The organism is Heyndrickxia sp. MSNUG (genome assembly GCF_049532715.1).
GTDB lineage: Bacteria > Bacillota > Bacilli > Bacillales > Cytobacillaceae > Mesobacillus.
Genome location: NZ_CP150978.1, coordinates 914,981 through 934,123, shown reverse-complemented (window position 1 = coordinate 934,123; position 19,143 = coordinate 914,981). Strand labels below are relative to the sequence as shown.

The 19,143-nt window shown below is 44.7% G+C and carries 17 protein-coding genes; 4 read left to right on the top strand and 13 right to left on the bottom strand.

All coding sequences use genetic code 11. The features are described 5' to 3' along the window. Positions 1 to 64 precede the first annotated feature (64 nt). Together AABM38_RS04605 and AABM38_RS04600 are read right to left on the bottom strand one after the other, a co-directional pair. Positions 65 to 2,086 carry a phospholipase D-like domain-containing protein gene (locus AABM38_RS04605; protein WP_423409346.1) on the bottom strand — a complete coding sequence of 674 codons (2,022 nt, stop codon included), beginning with the start codon at positions 2,084 to 2,086 and terminating at the stop codon, positions 65 to 67. Positions 2,087 to 2,483: 397 nt separating this feature from the next. Further along, positions 2,484 to 3,680 (bottom strand): MFS transporter, encoded by a 1,197-nt coding sequence (locus tag AABM38_RS04600; RefSeq protein WP_423409345.1) that lies wholly within the window; start codon positions 3,678 to 3,680, stop codon positions 2,484 to 2,486. A gap of 355 nt (positions 3,681 to 4,035) precedes the next feature. Between AABM38_RS04600 and AABM38_RS04595 the strand changes: the two genes are divergently transcribed. Further along, complete coding sequence (locus AABM38_RS04595) at positions 4,036 to 4,398, top strand: winged helix-turn-helix transcriptional regulator (RefSeq protein WP_423409344.1); 363 nt, start codon at positions 4,036 to 4,038, stop codon at positions 4,396 to 4,398. Between the two features lie 173 nt (positions 4,399 to 4,571). Here AABM38_RS04595 and AABM38_RS04590 read toward each other — a convergent pair whose 3' ends face one another. The 3 genes from AABM38_RS04590 to AABM38_RS04580 all read right to left on the bottom strand — a co-directional run bounded on the left by AABM38_RS04590 (position 4,572) and on the right by AABM38_RS04580 (position 6,664). Next, the gene (locus tag AABM38_RS04590) at positions 4,572 to 4,895 is read right to left on the bottom strand and encodes a YnfA family protein (RefSeq protein ID WP_423410655.1); all 324 of its coding nucleotides are present in this window, start codon (positions 4,893 to 4,895) and stop codon (positions 4,572 to 4,574) included. Beyond that, entirely contained in the window at positions 4,896 to 5,810 is a 915-nt protein-coding gene (locus AABM38_RS04585) for an MBL fold metallo-hydrolase (RefSeq protein WP_423410654.1), read from the bottom strand. Positions 5,811 to 6,001: 191 nt separating this feature from the next. Further along, entirely contained in the window at positions 6,002 to 6,664 is a 663-nt protein-coding gene (locus AABM38_RS04580; protein WP_423409343.1) for an oxidoreductase, read from the bottom strand. A gap of 184 nt (positions 6,665 to 6,848) precedes the next feature. Here AABM38_RS04580 and AABM38_RS04575 point away from each other — a divergent pair, with 184 nt between their 5' ends. Continuing rightward, positions 6,849 to 8,627 carry a DegV family protein gene (locus AABM38_RS04575; protein WP_423409342.1) on the top strand — a complete coding sequence of 593 codons (1,779 nt, stop codon included), beginning with the start codon at positions 6,849 to 6,851 and terminating at the stop codon, positions 8,625 to 8,627. Between the two features lie 2 nt (positions 8,628 to 8,629). After that, positions 8,630 to 9,412 carry a DUF1295 domain-containing protein gene (locus AABM38_RS04570; protein ID WP_423409341.1) on the top strand — a complete coding sequence of 261 codons (783 nt, stop codon included), beginning with the start codon at positions 8,630 to 8,632 and terminating at the stop codon, positions 9,410 to 9,412. A gap of 41 nt (positions 9,413 to 9,453) precedes the next feature. On the opposite strand, the gene AABM38_RS04565 is transcribed toward AABM38_RS04570, so the two are convergent. Continuing rightward, positions 9,454 to 9,849: a DUF2177 family protein gene (locus AABM38_RS04565; RefSeq protein ID WP_423409340.1), complete on the bottom strand. Its 396-nt coding sequence runs from the start codon at positions 9,847 to 9,849 to the stop codon at positions 9,454 to 9,456. A 182-nt stretch (positions 9,850 to 10,031) separates the two neighbouring features. Between AABM38_RS04565 and AABM38_RS04560 the strand changes: the two genes are divergently transcribed. After that, positions 10,032 to 10,391: a VOC family protein gene (locus AABM38_RS04560; RefSeq protein WP_423409339.1), complete on the top strand. Its 360-nt coding sequence runs from the start codon at positions 10,032 to 10,034 to the stop codon at positions 10,389 to 10,391. Between the two features lie 54 nt (positions 10,392 to 10,445). Here AABM38_RS04560 and AABM38_RS04555 read toward each other — a convergent pair whose 3' ends face one another. From AABM38_RS04555 to pdaA, 7 genes are all read right to left on the bottom strand, one after another. Beyond that, positions 10,446 to 12,053: an FMN-binding glutamate synthase family protein gene (locus AABM38_RS04555; protein WP_423409338.1), complete on the bottom strand. Its 1,608-nt coding sequence runs from the start codon at positions 12,051 to 12,053 to the stop codon at positions 10,446 to 10,448. A gap of 91 nt (positions 12,054 to 12,144) precedes the next feature. Further along, positions 12,145 to 12,774 carry an NAD(P)H-binding protein gene (locus AABM38_RS04550; protein ID WP_423409337.1) on the bottom strand — a complete coding sequence of 210 codons (630 nt, stop codon included), beginning with the start codon at positions 12,772 to 12,774 and terminating at the stop codon, positions 12,145 to 12,147. Positions 12,775 to 12,964: 190 nt separating this feature from the next. Continuing rightward, the gene (locus AABM38_RS04545; RefSeq protein WP_423410653.1) at positions 12,965 to 15,031 is read right to left on the bottom strand and encodes a catalase; all 2,067 of its coding nucleotides are present in this window, start codon (positions 15,029 to 15,031) and stop codon (positions 12,965 to 12,967) included. Between the two features lie 233 nt (positions 15,032 to 15,264). Next, positions 15,265 to 15,768, bottom strand: coding sequence for a ferritin (locus AABM38_RS04540; RefSeq protein ID WP_207501855.1), 504 nt, complete (start codon positions 15,766 to 15,768; stop codon positions 15,265 to 15,267). 13 nt (positions 15,769 to 15,781) lie between these two features. Then, positions 15,782 to 17,269 (bottom strand): 23S rRNA (uracil(1939)-C(5))-methyltransferase RlmD, encoded by a 1,488-nt coding sequence (rlmD, locus tag AABM38_RS04535; protein ID WP_423409336.1) that lies wholly within the window; start codon positions 17,267 to 17,269, stop codon positions 15,782 to 15,784. A 15-nt stretch (positions 17,270 to 17,284) separates the two neighbouring features. Next, a complete protein-coding gene (locus AABM38_RS04530) occupies positions 17,285 to 18,145 on the bottom strand; it encodes a DNA-3-methyladenine glycosylase family protein (protein WP_423410652.1) in 861 nt (286 codons plus the stop codon). 127 nt (positions 18,146 to 18,272) lie between these two features. Next, on the bottom strand, positions 18,273 to 19,076 hold the full coding sequence (pdaA, locus tag AABM38_RS04525) for a delta-lactam-biosynthetic de-N-acetylase (protein ID WP_423409335.1): 804 nt from the start codon (positions 19,074 to 19,076) through the stop codon (positions 18,273 to 18,275). Between the last annotated feature and the right edge of the window lie 67 nt (positions 19,077 to 19,143).

The following is a 19,143-nucleotide window of genomic DNA, read 5'->3' as shown; positions in this document are numbered from 1 at the left end:
AGGAGCCAGGCCCTTTGGGCCTGGCTCCTATCATTAATTTTTAATTTTATGTTTAATTTTATATTTATTGGATGGTTCCGCCTGCCTGGGTGTAGCGGGCGTTGAATTCTTGGACGAATTGGTTGGTGATGGCTGCATCATGGATGATGAGCATGTTTTCGTCGTTGACGTTGTTGCCGTTGTTGCTCCAGTTTGTTGAGCCGACGATTGTTGTAGGATCACTGTTTGTATCAACGTCAATCAGCATGGTCTTGCTGTGAAGCTTGCGCACTTCTGCATCGGCGTACACTGGTGCAGGATTCTTCCAGCGTGTATTAGGATTGTTAACACTCGTTTGCGAAGCCGTTCTTCCTGTCATATCGACACTTGCAGACCACCATTGATTAAAGAAATCTGAATCAAACAGGCCTTTCACATCGAATCCAGTTAATGTTCCTTCCAGGTCGTTGTAAGACCCTTCCCACTTGTTCTTTAATTCATCAGCAATCTTCTGATCACTCCAGGCGAAAATAGTGAAGTATGTATTGAATTGCGCTTCGTCGCGAATCACATCTGCCATTTTGCCAACTGCGTTATCTCCTGCAGAGAAATAAATCTCAACTTTTTTTCCATTAATATCAATCACATGTGTAGTGTTATCCGTTTTTCGGCTGCTGAAGTTCGATACTACTGGATCAGGGTTCAGCGCGCTTGTTCCCCACATCTCATTGAATTCCGTTTCATAAATTCCAGCCAACTGCGGCCAGTTGATTTCCACAATCTGATTCTGGTTGCCATCAAGGATGCCCTGCTGCATATTTTCATCAGTGCCATATAACCCGGTCACGGTAAAATTCCATGTACCCGTGAAAACCCAGCGGTCATCAATAACCGCAAATTTATTATGCATCTGGTTCCCAGGGCCAAAATAGCTGCCTGCTGCTTTTGATTCCGCATTTACGAATAGGCGGCCTGTTTCAGCAGTCGTTCCAACTGTGACCGTAACTTGTGCAATATCATCAGCACTTGCCGGAAGTCCAAGGCTCGTTCTTTTTGCGCTGTCTTCTACCGCAAACATTGGTGAATCAGAGAATACGACGATATCATCAGCTGTTCCGATTTTCATATCCTTTCCACGGACCATCTTTTCCAGATGAAGACGCATCGTCTCAAAACGCTCTGCATAATGCGGGTCCGCTGCATCCTTTGAATCGGCGATGACACGAACGTCTACTCCCTGGGCTGCTTTCTGGATCAAGGTATCCACCACACGCGGCAGATTGATTTCATATGTAGCAAAATCGATGCTCTTTGTTGCTGAGTTAAGCCGCTTAATTAAAATATCTTCAAAATTCACGTTATAGTTCGCTTCATTTCCAGCTGAAGCATATTGAGGGAATGCACATTTGTTAAAATAAACATTCATTGCGCCTTCAGCTTCAGAGACATTGTTAATATGCTGTGTACGATCATCACAAACATTATTTGTTGGAGGAGGTGTCGTTGTACCGCCGCCAGGATCTTCCACTGAGCCGCTGCCATCCGTACCGGTTGAGTTGAACGCCTTTGGAGTTCCTAGTCCATCAGCATAGCTTGCAGTTGCACTTGCCCAGTTTGTCGAGGACATCCCTGCCACATTCGGATCGATTCGTTCCATTGTGGCTTTTGCAGTATTGTCACCTGCATACCATGTATCAACTTCATCCATTACCGCGCCACTTGGATCGATCAGCTTAAGATCCTCGGCATCGTTTCCCAGAGAACCGCTGTATATTAGGTCAGCAGGAATATTCGATACGGATTGATCATCCGTTTTTTCGAGTAAAAAATAGCCATTAGCTGGAATCGTGCCACTGAGCGTAATAGCCGGAGCACCGTCCGCTGCATTCAGCTGCCAGCCATCTAGAATGACATCGGTTCCCGAATTATTGTAAAGCTCAATCCATTCATCGCTGTAGCTTTTGCTTGTTCCCATCCAGGCTATTTCACTGATCACCACATTAGTGGTTCCAGCTGCATCCACCGTGGGAGCACTTGTCAGGAAAGACGGGGAAAGAGTTGAAAATAATAAGATAATTGCTGGTAAAACAGAACTCAATTTCTTCAACTTTGACTACCTCCTCAAATATAAATCCAAGATAATCATAATGTAAAAAAGTTGTCGAAATATGATGAAAATGTAAATTTTGCGAAAAATGATTCTATTGATGCAGTTTATTTTCGAAAGAAATTTCCCAACCTGAACAATTTACCTACCAAACTGGAAGCCTAGTACCAAAAATACTCCTGACTGGGTTACAGACGACATAGAAAAAACGATTCTGTTTAAAAGAGAATCGTTTCATCTTTACATATATTTTACTTTAGCCTATTCCTATACTGCAGTCCGTGAGTTCCTATCACTCCATCAATAAGAATTTTTTCAGACCAATATGTAACATGGAATGCCTCCATTTTTTTTAAAAAGATGACTGCCCAACTTTTGGGCAGCCATCTCTCCAAACCTATTTTCTCTTTTTTTCAATTGCCATGCTCCACATTGTCAAAAGAACTGCTCCCAATACCATTGCACCGCCAATCCATGGTGTATGGATCAACCCAATTGTATCAACAACGATTCCGCCGACAAAAGCACCGATGGCAATGCCGAGGTTAAAGGCAGCGATATTCAAAGCGGATGCTACATTGACGGCTGCAGGCACATATCGTTCAGCCAATTTCACGACCAGCACCTGTAATCCAGGTACATTCATGAACGCGAACATCCCGAGCAAAAAAATCGTCACGACTCCAACAATTTTAAACGGAGCGGTAAAAGTAAGCACAACAAGGATGATGGCCTGGACGATAAACATCCACAATAACGCTTTTAACGGATTTTTATCCGCTGCTTTCCCGCCGATTGAATTTCCGATGGCAACGGCAATTCCGTATACCAATAAGATGACGCTCACCACTTTTGGTGAGAAGCCGGTGATCTCCTGAAGGATCGGTGTAAGATAAGTGAATGCGACAAACGTTCCGCCATATCCAAGCGCTGTAATCGCAAAAGCCAGCAATAATGGTCCATTACGCAAAATCTTCATTTGATCACTGAATTTTGAAGGTGGTGCATCTTTAATATTTTTTGGGATTAAAATGGCACTCGCAATGATTCCCACTGCCCCTAACAATGCCACACCACCGAATGTAGCTCTCCAGCCAAACATCTGGCCAATGAACGTTCCAAGCGGCACACCTGTTACCGTTGCGACAGTCAAGCCGGTGAACATAAAGGCGATTGCACTCGCCCTTTTATTCTCAGGAACAAGGTCTGCAGCGATTGTTGACCCGATTGAAAAGAAGACACCATGTGAAAAAGCCGTTATGATCCTTGCAGCCAGCAGCAGCCCAAAGCTTGTGGATACAGCGGCAATGGAATTACCAATGATAAAAATGACCATTAACGCCATAAGCAATGTTTTACGGCTCATTTTATTGGTTAATGCTGTTAAGATCGGCGCTCCAAACGCAACGCCCATCGCATAGCCGGAAATCAATAATCCAGCTAATGTAATCGAGATATTTAAATCATCTGCTATAGTGGAAAGTAATCCTACAGGGACAAATTCGGTTGTCCCAATGCCAAACGCACTGATTGCCAATGCTAAAAGCGACAGCGTTCCACCCTTACTTTTTGTTTGTTGTATATTTGAACTCATTATAAGCAATCCTCCTAAAGATAAAATCTAATTTTACAAGATGGCTGGTGAAGGCGCCTTTCACCGTTTGCCAACATGAATGCTATTATGATGCATACCGAGGAAGTTGAGAAGTACGCACTTTGAAGTGCCGCAGATACCTGCAGGTAATATAGGTACCAAAAAGTGCCCTATATAACTTTTTGTATGGTAGTTGTATAATAGGCCTAATCAACTGGCTCTTCCCAACAGAAACCTATTATGGATCAATTTTTTATAATAAGGAAGTACACACTTTAAAGTACGATAGGCACTAAAAAGTAACGAATCACCGTCACTTATGCACTATATAAAAGTAAAGGAGGCATAAGCCGTCATGAAAAAATACAATATTCCAGTCGAGGCTGCGCTTGAGGTAATCGGAGGCAAATGGAAGGTCGTCATCCTTTGCCATTTGATTCATGGAAAAAAGCGCACAAGTGAACTGAAAAAATTAATGCCGGGAATCACGCAAAAAATGCTCACGCAGCAATTGCGTGAGCTTGAGGAGGATAATGTCATTCTTCGTGAGGTCTACAACCAGGTCCCGCCAAAGGTTGAATACTCTCTTACAGAATATGGCTGGACATTAAAAGAGATTCTCGACTCCCTTTGTGCCTGGGGCGAGCAGCATATCGAAAAGAACTTTCCAAATAAAGAGGATGTGCTGATACAGCCAACGGTAATTAGAAAAGCGTAAGCGCCTTGGTCAGCCCCGACAAGCGCTGGAGGACCTGACAGTGAAGTCGTTCTTTGACTTCATTGGCAGGACCGAAGCGTCTCGAGGGGATAGGAGCTGGACCTTTCTCGAAGTGCATGTTCTCTCTTATTTTTGAAGTACGTAAAAGCCATGTGATTGCTCACATGGCTTTTCTAATTTCTCGGTGCCCACAGCATGACTGAAACACCAACAATACATATTGCTGCTCCCAGCCAGTCATATAAATCTGGAGATTTTTTATCAATTCCCCAACCCCAGAGTACAGACAGGATGATAAAAACTCCTCCATAGGCAGCATAAACTCTTCCGAAAGTCGGAAACTTTTGAAGCGTGGGTATGATTCCGTACAGAACCAAGATTCCACTGCCTAAAAGCCCATACCAATATGGCTTCCCTTCACGAAGCCACAGCCAGACAAGATAGCCGCCGCCAATTTCCGCCAGGCCGGCTATAACAAATAACAGGATAGCGTAAATTCACTCCACCTCCCCTGCCAAGTGCCACCAGGCTGAATTGGGATAACTTTTAGAGCCAACAGTGACTGTCTCCCCAATCCTTGGTGTAGCAATCTCCACTCCAGATTCTTCTGCTGCCCTGACAGCCCTCTCCACCGGATCATGCCAGGAATGAAGCGATAAGGTAAAGGCGCCCCAGTGAACAGGAATCAATACTTTTCCTTTTACATCGAGATGGGCCTGGACCGTTTCTTCCGGAAGCATATGGATGGCGGCCCAGCGTGCGTCGTATTGTCCGCATTCCATTAAGGTCACATCGAAAGATCCATATTTTTTGCCAATCTCCTTAAAATGAGGACCGTAGCCGCCATCGCCGCTAAAATAGACTTTTGTATTCTGGCCGATGATGACCCATGAGCACCATAGCGTTGAGTCTCGATTTGTAAGCCCTCGGCCGGAAAAATGGCGGGCCGGTGTGCAGGCAAACTGAATCCCATCAAACTCAAATTCGCTCCACCAATCATGTTCGCTGATGATTTCCGGAGAGATCCCCCAGCGCTTCAAATGACTGCCCACTCCCAGAGGTGTAAAGAACCTTTTTACCTTCCCTTTCAGCTTCATGATTGAGCCATAATCGAGGTGATCATAATGGTCATGAGTCAGGAACACCGCATCAATTAATGGCAGCTCCTCGATTTCGAAAGGCAGCTTGCCGCTGTAGCGCTGATTCCTGATTGGAAAAGGTGTTGGTGCTTTGCCGAACATGGGGTCAAACAAAATGGACTTCCCTTCGATTTCCAAGAGGAAGGCCGAGTGCCCAAACCAAGTGATCTTTGCATCCGTCGTTGGATCATGAGTGAAAGTCACCATAGGGATATGAGTTTTAGGCTTCCTGTCGGGATTCCCTTTTATAAAATCCTTCATCATCGAAAGCATGGAGCCAAAACTGGTGTCCCATGAGGTTGGCACCTGATTAACAAACTTCCCGTTTCTGTATTGAGGAGATCTGCTATATTCCGCTCTTTTCTGCCTGGAGTACCGGCCGCCAAACGACGGATAATAATTCAGCACAGAATATACGATTAATAAAAGAATACCTATAAACAAAAGAACTTTTATCATCTAATTCAGCTTCCTAATTCTTGTATTTGTTCTGACGGGTAAACCGTAATCCCGGATTTGGCCTGCTGAGCAGCCTTGTACATCGCCGAAGCAACGGTTTTACCCTCTATCGCTTTATATTTTTTGAACGGGCCGGCAAAAAGGAAGGAAACCTTCGTAAAAATGGCTGCAGCTGTTCTTTCTCCGAGCCTGAATTCCTGACGCTCTCCCAGAAGAAGCGATGGCCTGAAGATGGCTACAGACTCAAACGGAATTTTTTTGATTTTCTCCTCCAGCCTGCCCTTCATTTTAGAATAGAAAATCTGGGAATGCGGATCGGCATTCATTGAGCTGACCAGCAGAAATTTCTTTGCTCCCTTTGAACTGGCCAATTTTGCAATAGCCACTGGATAATCCACATCAATTTTCCACATCGCTTCTTTTGTTTTCGCTTTTTTTATCGTTGTGCCTAGACAGCAGAACACGTCATCAACGGCAAAAATATCGTTATCTTCACCAAGTTTGTCAAAATCCACGATCTTCTCCTCAAGCTTTCGATGCTGTATCCCCAGCGGCCTTCTTACAATCGCAACGACATTATCATATTCTTTTCCATCTAAAAGATCTTGAAGCAATTCTCTTCCAATCAAACCAGTCGAGCCAGCAATCAAAGCGGTTTTCCGTGTCAAGCCAATACCCCCTGTAAACGAACATACACCTATTATTTCACATCTGTTCGAAATAGAAAAATTTATGCTTCGCATGACTTTGAAAAGATTCAACCTCAGCCGGCACATTCATTTTTTACAAATAACCTCCTTTTGTATAACATATGTATAAGTTATGTACAACTAACTTGGAGGCTAAACGAATATGCTTGATCACAAAATGTTTTTGAACATGATTTTTTCAGGATCCAGAAGAGTGATTGAACATCGTGATGAACTGAATACGATCAACGTCTTCCCTGTTCCTGATGGTGATACGGGCAGCAATCTGTCACACTTGATGCGGACGATTTTACAGGATACATATATCAGCGATGATGCCTCGGAAGCAATGACATCATTGAAGCAGGCTGCTCTAAGAGGCTCACGCGGAAATTCCGGGATGATTTTTTCTCAGTTTTTTATCCACATTGCAAATAGTATGTCGAATAGCACAATTGCTAGCACGCATGACTTCATTTTGATGTGTGAAACAGCTGCAGACAAAACCTATGATTCCGTCATGGCCCCCGAAGAAGGCACCGTGTTAACGGTCATGAGGGAATGGATCCAAGCGATGAAACAAACCACGGGCGCACAGTCCAGCATTCTTTCCTTGATCTGCCAATCCCTGCCCCATGTCTATCAGTCTCTTGAAAGCACAATGGGAAAAATGGAAGCTGTCAGCGGCAGGAAAGTTGTCGATTCCGGGGCGAAAGGATTTGTTTATTTTCTGGAAGGACTAGTTCATCCACAAGATGATATGGAAATTGTTCATAACAATATCCATTCGCTTTCGCTCGAAGATCATTCCTTCTCAAAAGAGAGTATGCTTGCCTTTCGTTATTGCACAGAATTTATGATTCAAGGATGCTCGGATACAACTAAAATAAAGGAATCTGCCGCCAGGCTCGGGAATTCCGTTGTGATTGCAGGCGATGAGCAGCTGATGAAGATTCATCTGCATACAAATGAGCCTCATACGGTGGTAGAGATGCTGACGTACTTTGGGACTGTGACCTTCCAGAAGGTTGAGGACATGCAACGTCAATACGAAAGCCTTCATGAGCGAAAATCGTCCATCGCTATAGTAATCGATTCAGCCTGTGACCTTCCCGAGGATTTCATGGACCAGCATCAGATTTTTCTTTTACCAGCCACCATCGAAATGGACCAGTCTCCGTATTTAGATAAAGTGACGCTGAAGCCAGAGAATTTTTATGACAGATTGGATATCGCTGAAGAAGCTCCTAAAACTTCGCAGCCTGGATTGGAGCAAATCATCCGTACGTATGAACAGCTAGCTGGGCAGTATGACCATATTTTATCGATCCACGTATCCAAAGAACTAAGTGGGACCTATGAATCTTGCAAACTTGCAGCCTCACAGGTGAACCCTGAAAAAATCACTGTGTTGAATACGAAAACTCTATCTGGGGCTTACGGACTTCTGATCCATCGCGTTGCGGAAGAGCTTGAAAAAGGTGCAACCCTAGATGAGCTCATCAAGCTAACTGAGGATTTGACGGCAAAGACCGAGATCTTGGTCAGCGTCCCTACTCTAAAGCATATGATCCGCGGAGGGAGAGTCACTCCGCTTCAGGGAAAAATAGCGACGCTTTTAAAAATGAAGCCGATTGTTTCTGTGGATAAGCATGGCAAATCTAAGCTTTTCGGTAAAACTTTTTTCCGTAATTCCAATCTTAAAAAAATGTTCCGCATGATCGGACATTTGGATAAAACTCAAATAATTGATCAGTACGTGGTTCTTCATGCAAACGATCCTGAAAAAGCAGCACTATGTGAAAGGGAAATGCTTACTTTGACTGGCAAACATCCTTTGTATACATCAAACGTTTCACCTGTTATTGGCGCACATGCAGGCAAAGGCTCAGTCAGCGTAGCCATGCTTTTTAACAAACCAAAATACGAAAGGAGCAAATAAAAATGTGGGATTTATACGTACTGAATATCGGTGCTATTTTTACCTTCATGGTAACAATGTTTGTCATCGCCCAGATTAAAAAGGATAATTCGATTGTCGATATCGGCTGGGGGCTGGGTTTTGTCATCATTGCCTTTGTCAGTTATTTTTCCACAGATGGACCACACACCTTAAGACAATCCATCATTTTGACACTAGTGTCTTTATGGGGAATAAGATTATTCCTTCACCTGCTTATAAGATCCATTGGCAGAGGCGAGGATTTCCGTTACGCTAATTTCCGGAAGCAATGGGGAAAGAATGCGACCGTGATTGCCTTCTTCCGTGTCTTCATGATGCAGGGAGCGATTATGCTGCTGCTTGCTTATCCGATCGTTCTGGTAAATGTGGCTGAATCTGCGGAAATGGATGTCTTTGCTGTTGTCGGCATGATTGTCTGGGTGATTGGCTTCCTTTTCCAGAGCATTGGCGATTATCAGCTTGAACGATTCAAAAAGCAGAAAAAGCATAAAGAAGAAATTTTGAAATCCGGCTTATGGAGATACAGCAGGCATCCGAATTATTTCGGCGAAGCAGCCATGTGGTGGGGACTCTTCCTGATTGTCCTCGGGGTGCAAAACGGCTGGACTGCATTTTTCAGCGCGGCCTTCATCAATTTATTGCTGCTAAAAGTGTCGGGCGTTCCATTTTTAGATAAAAGATATGCTGGCAACACGGATTATCAAGTGTATAAGCAGGAAACAAATCTTTTTATTCCGTGGTTTCCGAAGAAATTGAATTTATAATTAGAAAGGCCTGCCCATTTGAAGATAATGGGCAGGCTTCTTTATTTTGATAACTTCTTTATCGTGAAAAAGCTGATGGCTGTGGTCATTCCGCATATGAACGTTCCCCATAATAAATCGATTACTGTAATCATCACAGGCCACTCACGCATCGTTGCCTGGTTTGTTAAGTCATACGTCGCATAGCAGACAAGGCCGAAGAACGCCCCAGTCTTTAGTGCAGACTTCCAGCTATCCTGCTGCAAAGAAGGCTTTACAGCAAAGACCACCAGGCCACCAATGAACAATAAATAAAAGAGAACCGCCGCAGCCCAATTCACCTGTGCCGCAAGCAAATGGCCAATCTGGTCCTGATACAGCCCTGGAGAAATAATCGCCAGCCAGACACTATCAAGAATGAGGAAAATGACAAAGGTAATTCCGTAAATTTTGACCATGGAACCTCCCCCTTTTTGATTCTTATTGTAGCGGAGAGAGTGTTAGACCCGGAAATTTGAATGTGCAAGACAAGGGGGTTTCGGATTATGGAGTAGAGGGTGGCCAATCTTAAAAATATAAAGGATTTTTTTCCATTTAATAGAATTCATTACTGTACATTCAAATTTTAAGGAGATGAATTATGAGCCAGGTATGTGTCATCAGTATTTATGTCCCGAATATGCAGGAAGCCATTGAATTCTATACCCAGGTATTAAACTTTGAAGTAAACAAACAGTATGGACCGAAGATTGCCACCCTCGTTAATGGAGACCTTCCTCTCGTCCTGGAGGAATCGGATAAAGTTCCATATAAAACCGACAGCCATCCTTCTGGTGTCGTGCTGGCATTAAAAACCGATGATATTGAACAGGCACTGGAACAGCTAAAAGCTGCTAAGGTTGATTTGCTTGTCGGAGTACCTACAGACTGCCCTCCGGGAAAATTCATCAGCTTCCGCGATCCATTCGGGAATGTGATTGAGTACTTGCAGTTCTCATAGTCATTTTACCCAGTAAAAGCAAGGTGCCTGCCCCCATTAAGAGCAGGCACTTTTTTATCCTTCTTTTTGCAGCTGTGTCCGTCTTGCAGCATGGAGGATGTCTTCAACTGGGGATATCCTGCCTAGTTTGTCTTTATGGACAATGTGTTTCCGTTCGAACTGGGTTGGGCTGTCTATGCCAGCAGCGGCAGCCAGATTGTACAGCCCTTCTCTAATTGAGATGATATAGTTGCAGACACGGAAATGTTTTTCTTCGACAATCAGGCCGTCCTGAAGCTTTTTATCGGTCGTCGCTACTCCAGCCGGACATTTATTCGTGTGGCATACCTGGGCCATGATGCAGCCGACGCTTATCATCAGGCCTCGCGCAATATTCACAAGGTCTGCCCCCATCGCGAGTGCGATCGCAATTTTATCTGGAGTGATCAACTTCCCGGACGCAATCAGCTTCACCCTGTCTCTGACACCATAAGCTTTTAGCATTTCATCTACAATTGGCAGAGCGGAGTGGATGGGCAGTCCCACTGAATCGGCCAGTTCCTGATAAGTTGCTCCTGTTCCTCCTTCACCTCCATCTACGGTAATGAAATCGGGGCCTTTTCCGCTTTCCTTCATATAAGAAATCATATTTTCAAGCGCATCCAAATCACCGACCACAATCTTCATGCCAACAGGCTTACCTCCTATGTCGCGAAGCTGTTCGATAAAATTAAACATCGATGGGACATCACCAAATTCGTAGAAACGGTTTGGACTGTTGATCGTCTTCCCGACCTCAACGAGACGTATCTTTGCGATTTCTTCCGTTACCTTTTCCCCCTCAACATGCCCGCCGCGTGTCTTGGCACCCTGGGCAAGCTTGATTTCGAATGCTTTTATTTGAGGAAGCTCGCTTTTTCGCTTGAATTCTTCCCAGGAAAATTCACCACTCGGTTTACGGACGCCGAATAGATCCGGCCCGATTTGCATAATGATATCCGGATTTCCAGAGAGATGGTGGTCTGATAAACCGCCTTCACCGGTATTCATCCACGTTCCTCCAGCAAGGCCGAGCCCCTTTGAAAGCGCCTGGATAGCTCTTTCGCCAAGTGCACCATAACTCATTGCCGACTGGCCGACCAGTCCTTTTACCCTGAAGGGATGGTGGCATGTTTTTTCCCCTAGCACGACAACGTCTTCATCTTTCAGATAATAGGGATCTACTAGTTTTTCCTCGCTATGTTCTTTTCGGGAAAAAAGGGATTCGTTATCAATCTTATACACTCTCGTTTTGATTTTATCTGCATTGTCGACCTTCATTTCATCCGTCAGCTTTGGAAAAAGGGTGTTCCGAATGTAAAAGCCTTCCGCATCAAAATCGCGAAGAGAACCGAACCCTATTAATCTTTCCTTATATTTCCCTGCTTTGACGACATCTTGATATTCCTTCCTCGAAAACGGCTTGCCTTCGTTGTCAGCATTAAACAGATACTGCCTCATTTCCGGTCCTATATGCTCGGTAAAATAGCGGACCTTCCCAATCACAGGGAAATTCCTTAGAATGGAATGCTGCTTCTGCCTGTCGTCTTTAAAATATAGATAGATAAATAGCAGGATTGGTACGATGATGATCAATGCGATGAAAACAAACAATCCTATTACTAGATAATCAGTCAAGTCCATTGAAATCCTCCTTTCAAATGACTACTTTCAGTTGTAAGCATCTCTTTTTTTACATTCTACTTCGTTACCCTTGTCTGTTGATTATCCGCTTTTATATTGAAGCAAGTGCTTTTTGAATAGCTGTATCTCCTTCACCAACCTCAAACGTTTTGTTAAAGGTACTCTCGGAATCCAGCGCTGAAACCAGCACCTCGGCTAAATCCTCCTTTGGAATTTCAAGAGTATTAGATTCGAGCGTGACGGCGGCAGAGATTTTTCCCGCTCCTGGTTTATCATTCAATGCACCGGGCTGCACAACAGTATATGTCAGGGTCGACTGCCTTAGAAACTCATCCGGCATTTCCTTTGCTCCAATTTCCCGGCTTTCATCACCGACAGACTCGTTTGCGCTAATTGGACTCATCATTACAAAGCGCTCTACACCCTGTCTTTCTGCTTCCTTAACTGTGTCAATGACGGATTGATGGTCCACCATCACTGTTTTGCCAGTCTGCGCTTTCGGACTGATGCCAGTAAGGAAAATCGCTGCATCATAACCCTGGAATAAGCTCTGGAGGGAGCTCTCTTCATACACAACCACATCCGTTGCGCCTCGCTTTTTAAGCAGTTCAATTTGATTTTCATTCCCAACCACCGCACAGGATCTATATCCATTATCCCGAAGCTTACTAATCACAAATTCGCCAACAGCACTATGCGCCCCAAAAACAATAACCCTCATCAATAACCCTCCCCTTCACCGCATCACCGCGCTGGGGGTCAGACCCCCGCCGCTTCAACGCGTTACTGTTCTGGGGGTCTGACCCCCAGCGCTTTAAAGTGTTGAATTTTGAAAAAAGAGAAACAGATGTGATCCGTTTCTCTTTTTTTGGTTCTTATTGCCTTTTCTTTTTGGCTGGACTGGACTGGGACTACATCTTCCGGTTCCAGTGGCGGTGCTGGATGATGGCGTCGATAAACTTCTGGCTGTCGCCTGTTACTTCTTTACCGCTATTGAACACGACCACACCCGGTGCTCCGCTCTCAAGGGTAATTCCTGCTGCCGCAAGCATTTCAGCTGCTTCCTTCCCTGCGCCGACTGCTTTGAAGTGGCTGTAGGCCTCGTCGATGAATGATACTGCTTCCTTTTTCTGCATCAGGCTGTCAACGCTTTGCTGTCCTCCAGCTACATAAATGGCATCGTATAGCACTGAACTGCTTGTCAGCAGCGTATGATTCACCTCCAGCTCATTGCCGTCATCGCTCTTGATCATTCCAAGGTTTTTGCTGATGATTTCGGCTGTAATGCCGCTCTTTTTCAGCATTTCCATCAAGCCCGTTACCTCAGCGCCGTTAAAGCCATTGTCGGCAAGAATGGCGACCTTCCTCGTATTCGGCAGTTTAACTGTATTCATCTGGCTCAACGCTGGTGATGAAAGCGTTACTTCCATCGGTTTGCTGCTCGCTGGTTTCTTTGCCCCTACACTGATGGCAACCTGTTCTGCAAGGAATGTGTCGATATTGCCAAGCATGTCAACAACCTGCTGCTGGATATCCTTGCTCATCACTTTTCCAACCTCAAAGCTGAAGGCGTCAATTATGTGCTGCTTCTCAACCTCAGACATGCTGTTCCAGAAAAGAATGGCCTGGGAATAATGGTCCTTGAAGCTGTCGCTGCGTTCGCGAACCTTTCTGCCTTCCATTTTTTCCTGATAATGTTCATATCCACCTTCACTTGCAGGCACAGGCTTTGGAGAATTCCCCTGCAGCGAGTTCTTATTATAAGCAACCTGGCCGCGGTCGATCGTCATCCGATGCATGCCGTCACGCTGGTTATTATGAAACGGGCAAACTGGTCTGTTAATCGGCAGCTCATGGAAATTCGGTCCGCCAAGGCGGCTCAGCTGTGTATCGGTATAGGAGAACAATCGTCCTTGAAGAAGCGGATCATTTGAAAAATCAATGCCCGGTACGACATGTCCCGGATGGAATGCCACCTGCTCCGTTTCAGCAAAGTAATTCGTTGGATTCTGATTCAGCGTCATTTTCCCAATGATCTTGACAGGGACTAATTCTTCCGGCCAGAGTTTTGTAGGATCCAATACATCAAAATCAAATTTGAACTCATCTTCCTCCTCAATCATCTGAACGCCCAGCTCATACTCTGGATAATCCCCTTTTTCAATTGCTTCAAAAAGATCACGGCGGTGAAAATCCGGATCCTTCCCGGCTATTTTTTGCGCTTCATCCCATACCAATGAATGAACGCCAAGCACCGGTTTCCAGTGGAATTTCACAAAACGGGCCTTGCCCTGCTCATTCACGAACCTGAATGTATGCACCCCGAACCCTTCCATCATCCGGTAGCTGCGGGGAATGGCCCTGTCTGAAGTGTGCCACATGATCATGTGGGCAGATTCGGTGTTATTCGCAATAAAATCCCAAAATGTATCATGTGCTGACGCCGCCTGCGGGATTTCATTATGCGGCTCTGGCTTGACTGCATGTATTAAGTCTGGAAACTTGATCGCATCCTGAATGAAGAATACAGGGATATTGTTTCCGACAAGGTCGTAATTGCCTTCTTCTGTATAAAATTTAGTTGAAAAACCGCGGACATCCCGGACTGTATCACCAGATCCTCGTGAACCTGCTACTGTTGAAAAGCGCACAAATACCGGCGTTTTCACACTAGGATCCTGAAGGAACTTCGCTTTCGTGAATTCAGCCATTGGTTCGTAAACCTGGAAAAACCCATGTGCCGCATATCCCCTGGCATGTACAATACGTTCAGGAATTCGCTCATGATCAAAATGCGTCATTTTTTCCCTAAAATGAAAATCCTCCATCAAAGTCGGTCCGCGGACCCCCGCTTTCAAGGAATGCTCGTCTTCAGATACACGCAAACCCTGATTCGTTGTCAACGCTTCCCCAACGTGTGCGGACCTGTATTGCTCAAGCTGCTGATCTTTTGAAGAGTCGTTCACTGGCTGTTTCATATCGTCTTTCTTCACTGGCTCATTCCTCCCGATCATGATGTGGGAGCATGTTAATCAAAATTATGTATGTAATTGTAACCGGTTGCTCTTTCATGCAGACGCCACAATAAACACACTTACCGTCATGCCCCTCATTGGACGTATACCACTAGGTTAAGCCAGCTAAACGAAATCAATCGCATAAAAAAACAGGATTCCCTTTTTAGGAAACCCTGCTTTTGAATTCATTACGATTACTCCGGTGCTGTAAAAGTCCGCTGTGCAAGCTCGCTCTCTAACATGAAGAAGGCATTGCTGTCCTGGTCGATCCTGCGCAATTTCTGGATCAGCCCGTCGAACATCGCTTCTTCTTCTACCTGTTCTTCAATGAACCATTTCAGAAAGGTCATTGTTGCGTGCTCACGCTCATCGAGGGCAATGTCTGCCAACTGATAGATGCGGCGGGTCACTTCTTTTTCATGCTGAAGGCCTTTTTCAAAAACATCCAACACGGAAGAGAACTCGTTGGAAGGAGCATGGAAGCCTTCAACCGTGACGCGCTCACCCATATCATTGATAAAATTGTAAAACTTCATCGCATGGAAACGTTCCTCTTCTGCCTGTACCAAAAAGAAGTTTGCGAAACCATCCAAATTTTCAGCTGAACAATATGCTGCCATTGCCAGGTAAGCATGCGCAGAATAAAATTCATAATTCATTTGCTCTGTTAAACCTTTAACCAGCTTTTCACTTAACAAGGTAATTCCTCCTCTATTTTAAAACCAGTCTCGTTACGCTCTCAATTTGTGACGTATGCGGGAACATGTCCACTGGCTGGATGTATTCTACTTTATATTGATGGCCCAGAGTCTCGATATCCTTTGCCAGCGTTGATGGATTGCATGATACGTAGACGAATGTCTTTGGCTTGATTTTCAGGACGGTTTTTAAAAATTCCTGGTCGCAGCCTGTGCGTGGCGGATCTACGACGATGACGTCCGGACGCCAGCCTTCCTTGAGCCATTTTGGCAGCAGTTCTTCAGCCTTGCCGACAGCAAACTTTGCATGTTTTACACCATGCTTCTCTGCATTTTTCTTCGCATCCTCAATCGATTCAGGAATGACATCCATTCCTCTTACTTCACCAGCCTGGCCAGCCATCCACAAGCCAATCGTCCCGACTCCGCAGTATGCATCCACAAGCTTCTCTCTGCCTGTCAGCTTAGCAGCCACTTTTGCTTCATTATATAATTTTACCGTCTGCTCAGGGTTAAGCTGGAAAAAAGTTCTCGCTGAAAGCTCGAATTGCAGGTCTCCCAGTGTTTCCTGAATAAAGTCATTTCCTTCAAGAGTAGCAGTTTCTTTTCCGAAAATGACTGAAGTTCTTTCACCATTGACGTTTTGGACAATCGAATTGACCTCTGGCAGGCGCTTCTTAATTTCCTGAATGATGGTGTCCTTTTTCGGCAGCTCTTTTTTCGTCGTGATCAGCACGATTTGCAGCTCCCCTGTCTGGACACCAGTTCTTGCCACGATCGTCCTTACTAAGCCCTGGCGCTTTTTCTCATTGTAAATGGGAATCTTTAATTCCTGAAGAATCCCTTTTACCACTTCCGTTGCTTTTGATGTCGCTGGATGCTGAACGGCACATTGCTCGATATTGATGAGGTTATGGGAGTTCAATCCATACAGGCCCGCGAGCACCTTCCCGTCTTTTTCGCCAACCTGGAACTGACTCTTGTTCCGGTAACCCCAAGGATTCTCCATCCCAATCGTCGGCCTGATCTCAAGCTGTTCTATCTTCAGCTTCGTATGCCGCTCCAGTGCCTGGATGACAATATCCCGTTTCTCCTTCAGCTGCTGAGCATACTGCAAATGCTGAAGTTGGCAGCCCCCGCACTGATCATATACCGGACAAAGCGGCTTAATCCTGTGCTCTGATGGTTTGCGGATTTTTTTAATTCTCGCCTCAGAAAACTTCGGATGCACCTTTGTCACTTCAACGACTACTTCTTCGCCAGGCAGCGCGCCAGGCACAAACACGACTTGGCGCTTAAAGTATCCGACACCCTCGCCATTGATTCCAAGACGCTTGATCGTCAGTGGAAAGGTCTGCTTTAGCTGGATTTTAACAGAATCATCTTGTTTTGCATGGTTTTTCTTCACAATGCCTTTGTTTGCCTGAGGCTTCTTCACATTGTCTTTGCTCTTCGTAAAATCTTTTTTTACCTGATCTTTTTTCTCAAAACTTTTTTTCATAAAACTTCACTCCAATTACTCAATGCTTCTCCATAAATAGAGCGAAGCATAGCTCAAATAAGGATCCCATGGCTCTTTGTATTTTTCCATTTCGGCAGGTGTTGGCTTTTGCTCAAGGTTAAAGTATTTTTTCAAAGCGTTTTGGATGCCGATATCACCGATTGGAAATAAATTCGGACGTCCGAGTGCGAACATTAAAAAGTTCTCAATCGTCCAAGGCCCGACGCCGCGAATTTTAATTAATTCCTGTGCGATTTCCGCATCAGGTTTCAACTTTAATTTTTCAAAATCAAGCTGCCCTATCGCAACAAGCTTGCCAATACCAATGGTATACTCTGCTTTCCTCCCGCTGAATTGCAGTTCACGCAGCTGCTCAACTGTGAGACTTGACACTTTTTCCGGTGTCGGATAAAACCAGACGCCATCCAGTTCTTCTCCAAACGTCTTCACAAAACGTTCGGTTAATGTAAAGGCAAATTTAAGATTAAGCTGCTGGTGAATGATGCTTTTTATCAAGCTTGAAAAAGGATCGAACTCCAGTACGAGCGGAGTGCCATAATGTTGATTGAATAGGTCCTTCAGCTCTGTTGTCTGGTAATGTTCATGGATATGTATCAATTCAGTATTCCATTGAAAAATTTCCGTCAGCCGCTGGATTGTCTCTGCTTTTTCATGAGTCGCGCGGACAAGGAATTCAGGCTTTTCAAGCGTTCCCGTTCCTGTAACCTCTGCCACAACCTTCGTGTCATTAATCACTAATGGCACTTTAACAGAGCGCTTTTCGATATCCACAGCATTCAATGGATCCAATGCCATCCTGCTCAAAGCAAGATCAAAATGATACGGACCAGTTATCGACACCGTTTCTTCCCACATATTCATAAACCGTCCTTAAGTATTTTCCCCGTATTATAGCATTTTCACTGCAGTTTTACGAAGTATTGCGGATTATTTAGAGAGGGGAAAACAAAGAGTCCCGGCAGCAAGTGTCGGGACAGCTTATTTAATACAGCATCGGATTCTTCAAATGCTGGCTTACCATTAAATAATCTAGGCTTTTAAAGGTATATCCCTGCTCCTTCAGATCTCTGATCACTTTTCCAAGGGCGTCTGCGTTGTCTTTTGAAACGGTGTGAAGCAGGAGCACGGCGCCAGGATGGATCTGGCTCATGATTTTGTCATACGAATATTCCCAGCCTCGCTGCTGATTTGTGTTCCAGTCAACAAATGCAAGCGACCAGAACACATGCGTATAGCCTGCCTCCTTTGCGACAGCCATTGTCCTTTCGCTGAAAATCCCGCGGGGCGGGCGCAAGTAGGCCATATGCTTTTTGCCGGTGATTTTTTCTGTCTCAGCACGGACCATTTCCAATTCTTTTTTGAGCTTTTCATCGCTGATCTGTGTCATATCAGGATGGTGCCATGAATGGTTGCCAACGATATGGCCTTCATACACCATTCGCTCTACAAGCTCCGGGGCACTTTCTAAATAGTGACCTGTTACGAAAAATGCTGCTGGCACCTTTTCTTTTTTCAATGTGTCGAGGATTTTTTCCGTGTAGCCATTCTCATAGCCGTTATCGAATGTGAGATAAATGTCTTTTTTATTTTTGTCGCCTTTATAAACAGCGCCTTGCTCTTCAATAATTACTTCAAACATTCTGCCTGCATCGGCTTGCCTGCCGTTCCGGCCTTTTTTGAACCCCCAATGCAAAGGAGAATTCGAATATTCTGCGTGGACAGCTGCTGGCAATGCTGTTAAAAGAAGCAGATTGGCAGCAAGCATAATTTTATAAATCAGTTTCATGATGTTCCTCCCATGGTGTTTTTCTTATTGTTTGTCAGGGAGAGAAAAAAATTCTCATCAGTATAAT

Bases quoted from the DNA above. Each gene is read 5' to 3' on its own strand.
- AABM38_RS04560 (WP_423409339.1), top strand. From the start codon at position 10,032: ATGAGCCAGGTATGTGTCATCAGTATTTATGTCCCGAATATGCAGGAA.
- AABM38_RS04575 (WP_423409342.1), top strand. From the start codon at position 6,849: ATGCTTGATCACAAAATGTTTTTGAACATGATTTTTTCAGGATCCAGA.
- pdaA (WP_423409335.1), bottom strand. From the start codon at position 19,076: ATGAAACTGATTTATAAAATTATGCTTGCTGCCAATCTGCTTCTTTTA.
- AABM38_RS04585 (WP_423410654.1), bottom strand. From the start codon at position 5,810: ATGCTTTCGATGATGAAGGATTTTATAAAAGGGAATCCCGACAGGAAG.
- AABM38_RS04545 (WP_423410653.1), bottom strand. From the start codon at position 15,031: ATGAAACAGCCAGTGAACGACTCTTCAAAAGATCAGCAGCTTGAGCAA.
- AABM38_RS04530 (WP_423410652.1), bottom strand. From the start codon at position 18,145: ATGTGGGAAGAAACGGTGTCGATAACTGGTCCGTATCATTTTGATCTT.
- AABM38_RS04595 (WP_423409344.1), top strand. From the start codon at position 4,036: ATGAAAAAATACAATATTCCAGTCGAGGCTGCGCTTGAGGTAATCGGA.
- AABM38_RS04570 (WP_423409341.1), top strand. From the start codon at position 8,630: ATGTGGGATTTATACGTACTGAATATCGGTGCTATTTTTACCTTCATG.
- AABM38_RS04600 (WP_423409345.1), bottom strand. From the start codon at position 3,680: ATGAGTTCAAATATACAACAAACAAAAAGTAAGGGTGGAACGCTGTCG.
- rlmD (WP_423409336.1), bottom strand. From the start codon at position 17,269: ATGAAAAAAAGTTTTGAGAAAAAAGATCAGGTAAAAAAAGATTTTACG.
- AABM38_RS04565 (WP_423409340.1), bottom strand. From the start codon at position 9,849: ATGGTCAAAATTTACGGAATTACCTTTGTCATTTTCCTCATTCTTGAT.
- AABM38_RS04555 (WP_423409338.1), bottom strand. From the start codon at position 12,053: ATGGACTTGACTGATTATCTAGTAATAGGATTGTTTGTTTTCATCGCA.
- AABM38_RS04550 (WP_423409337.1), bottom strand. From the start codon at position 12,774: ATGAGGGTTATTGTTTTTGGGGCGCATAGTGCTGTTGGCGAATTTGTG.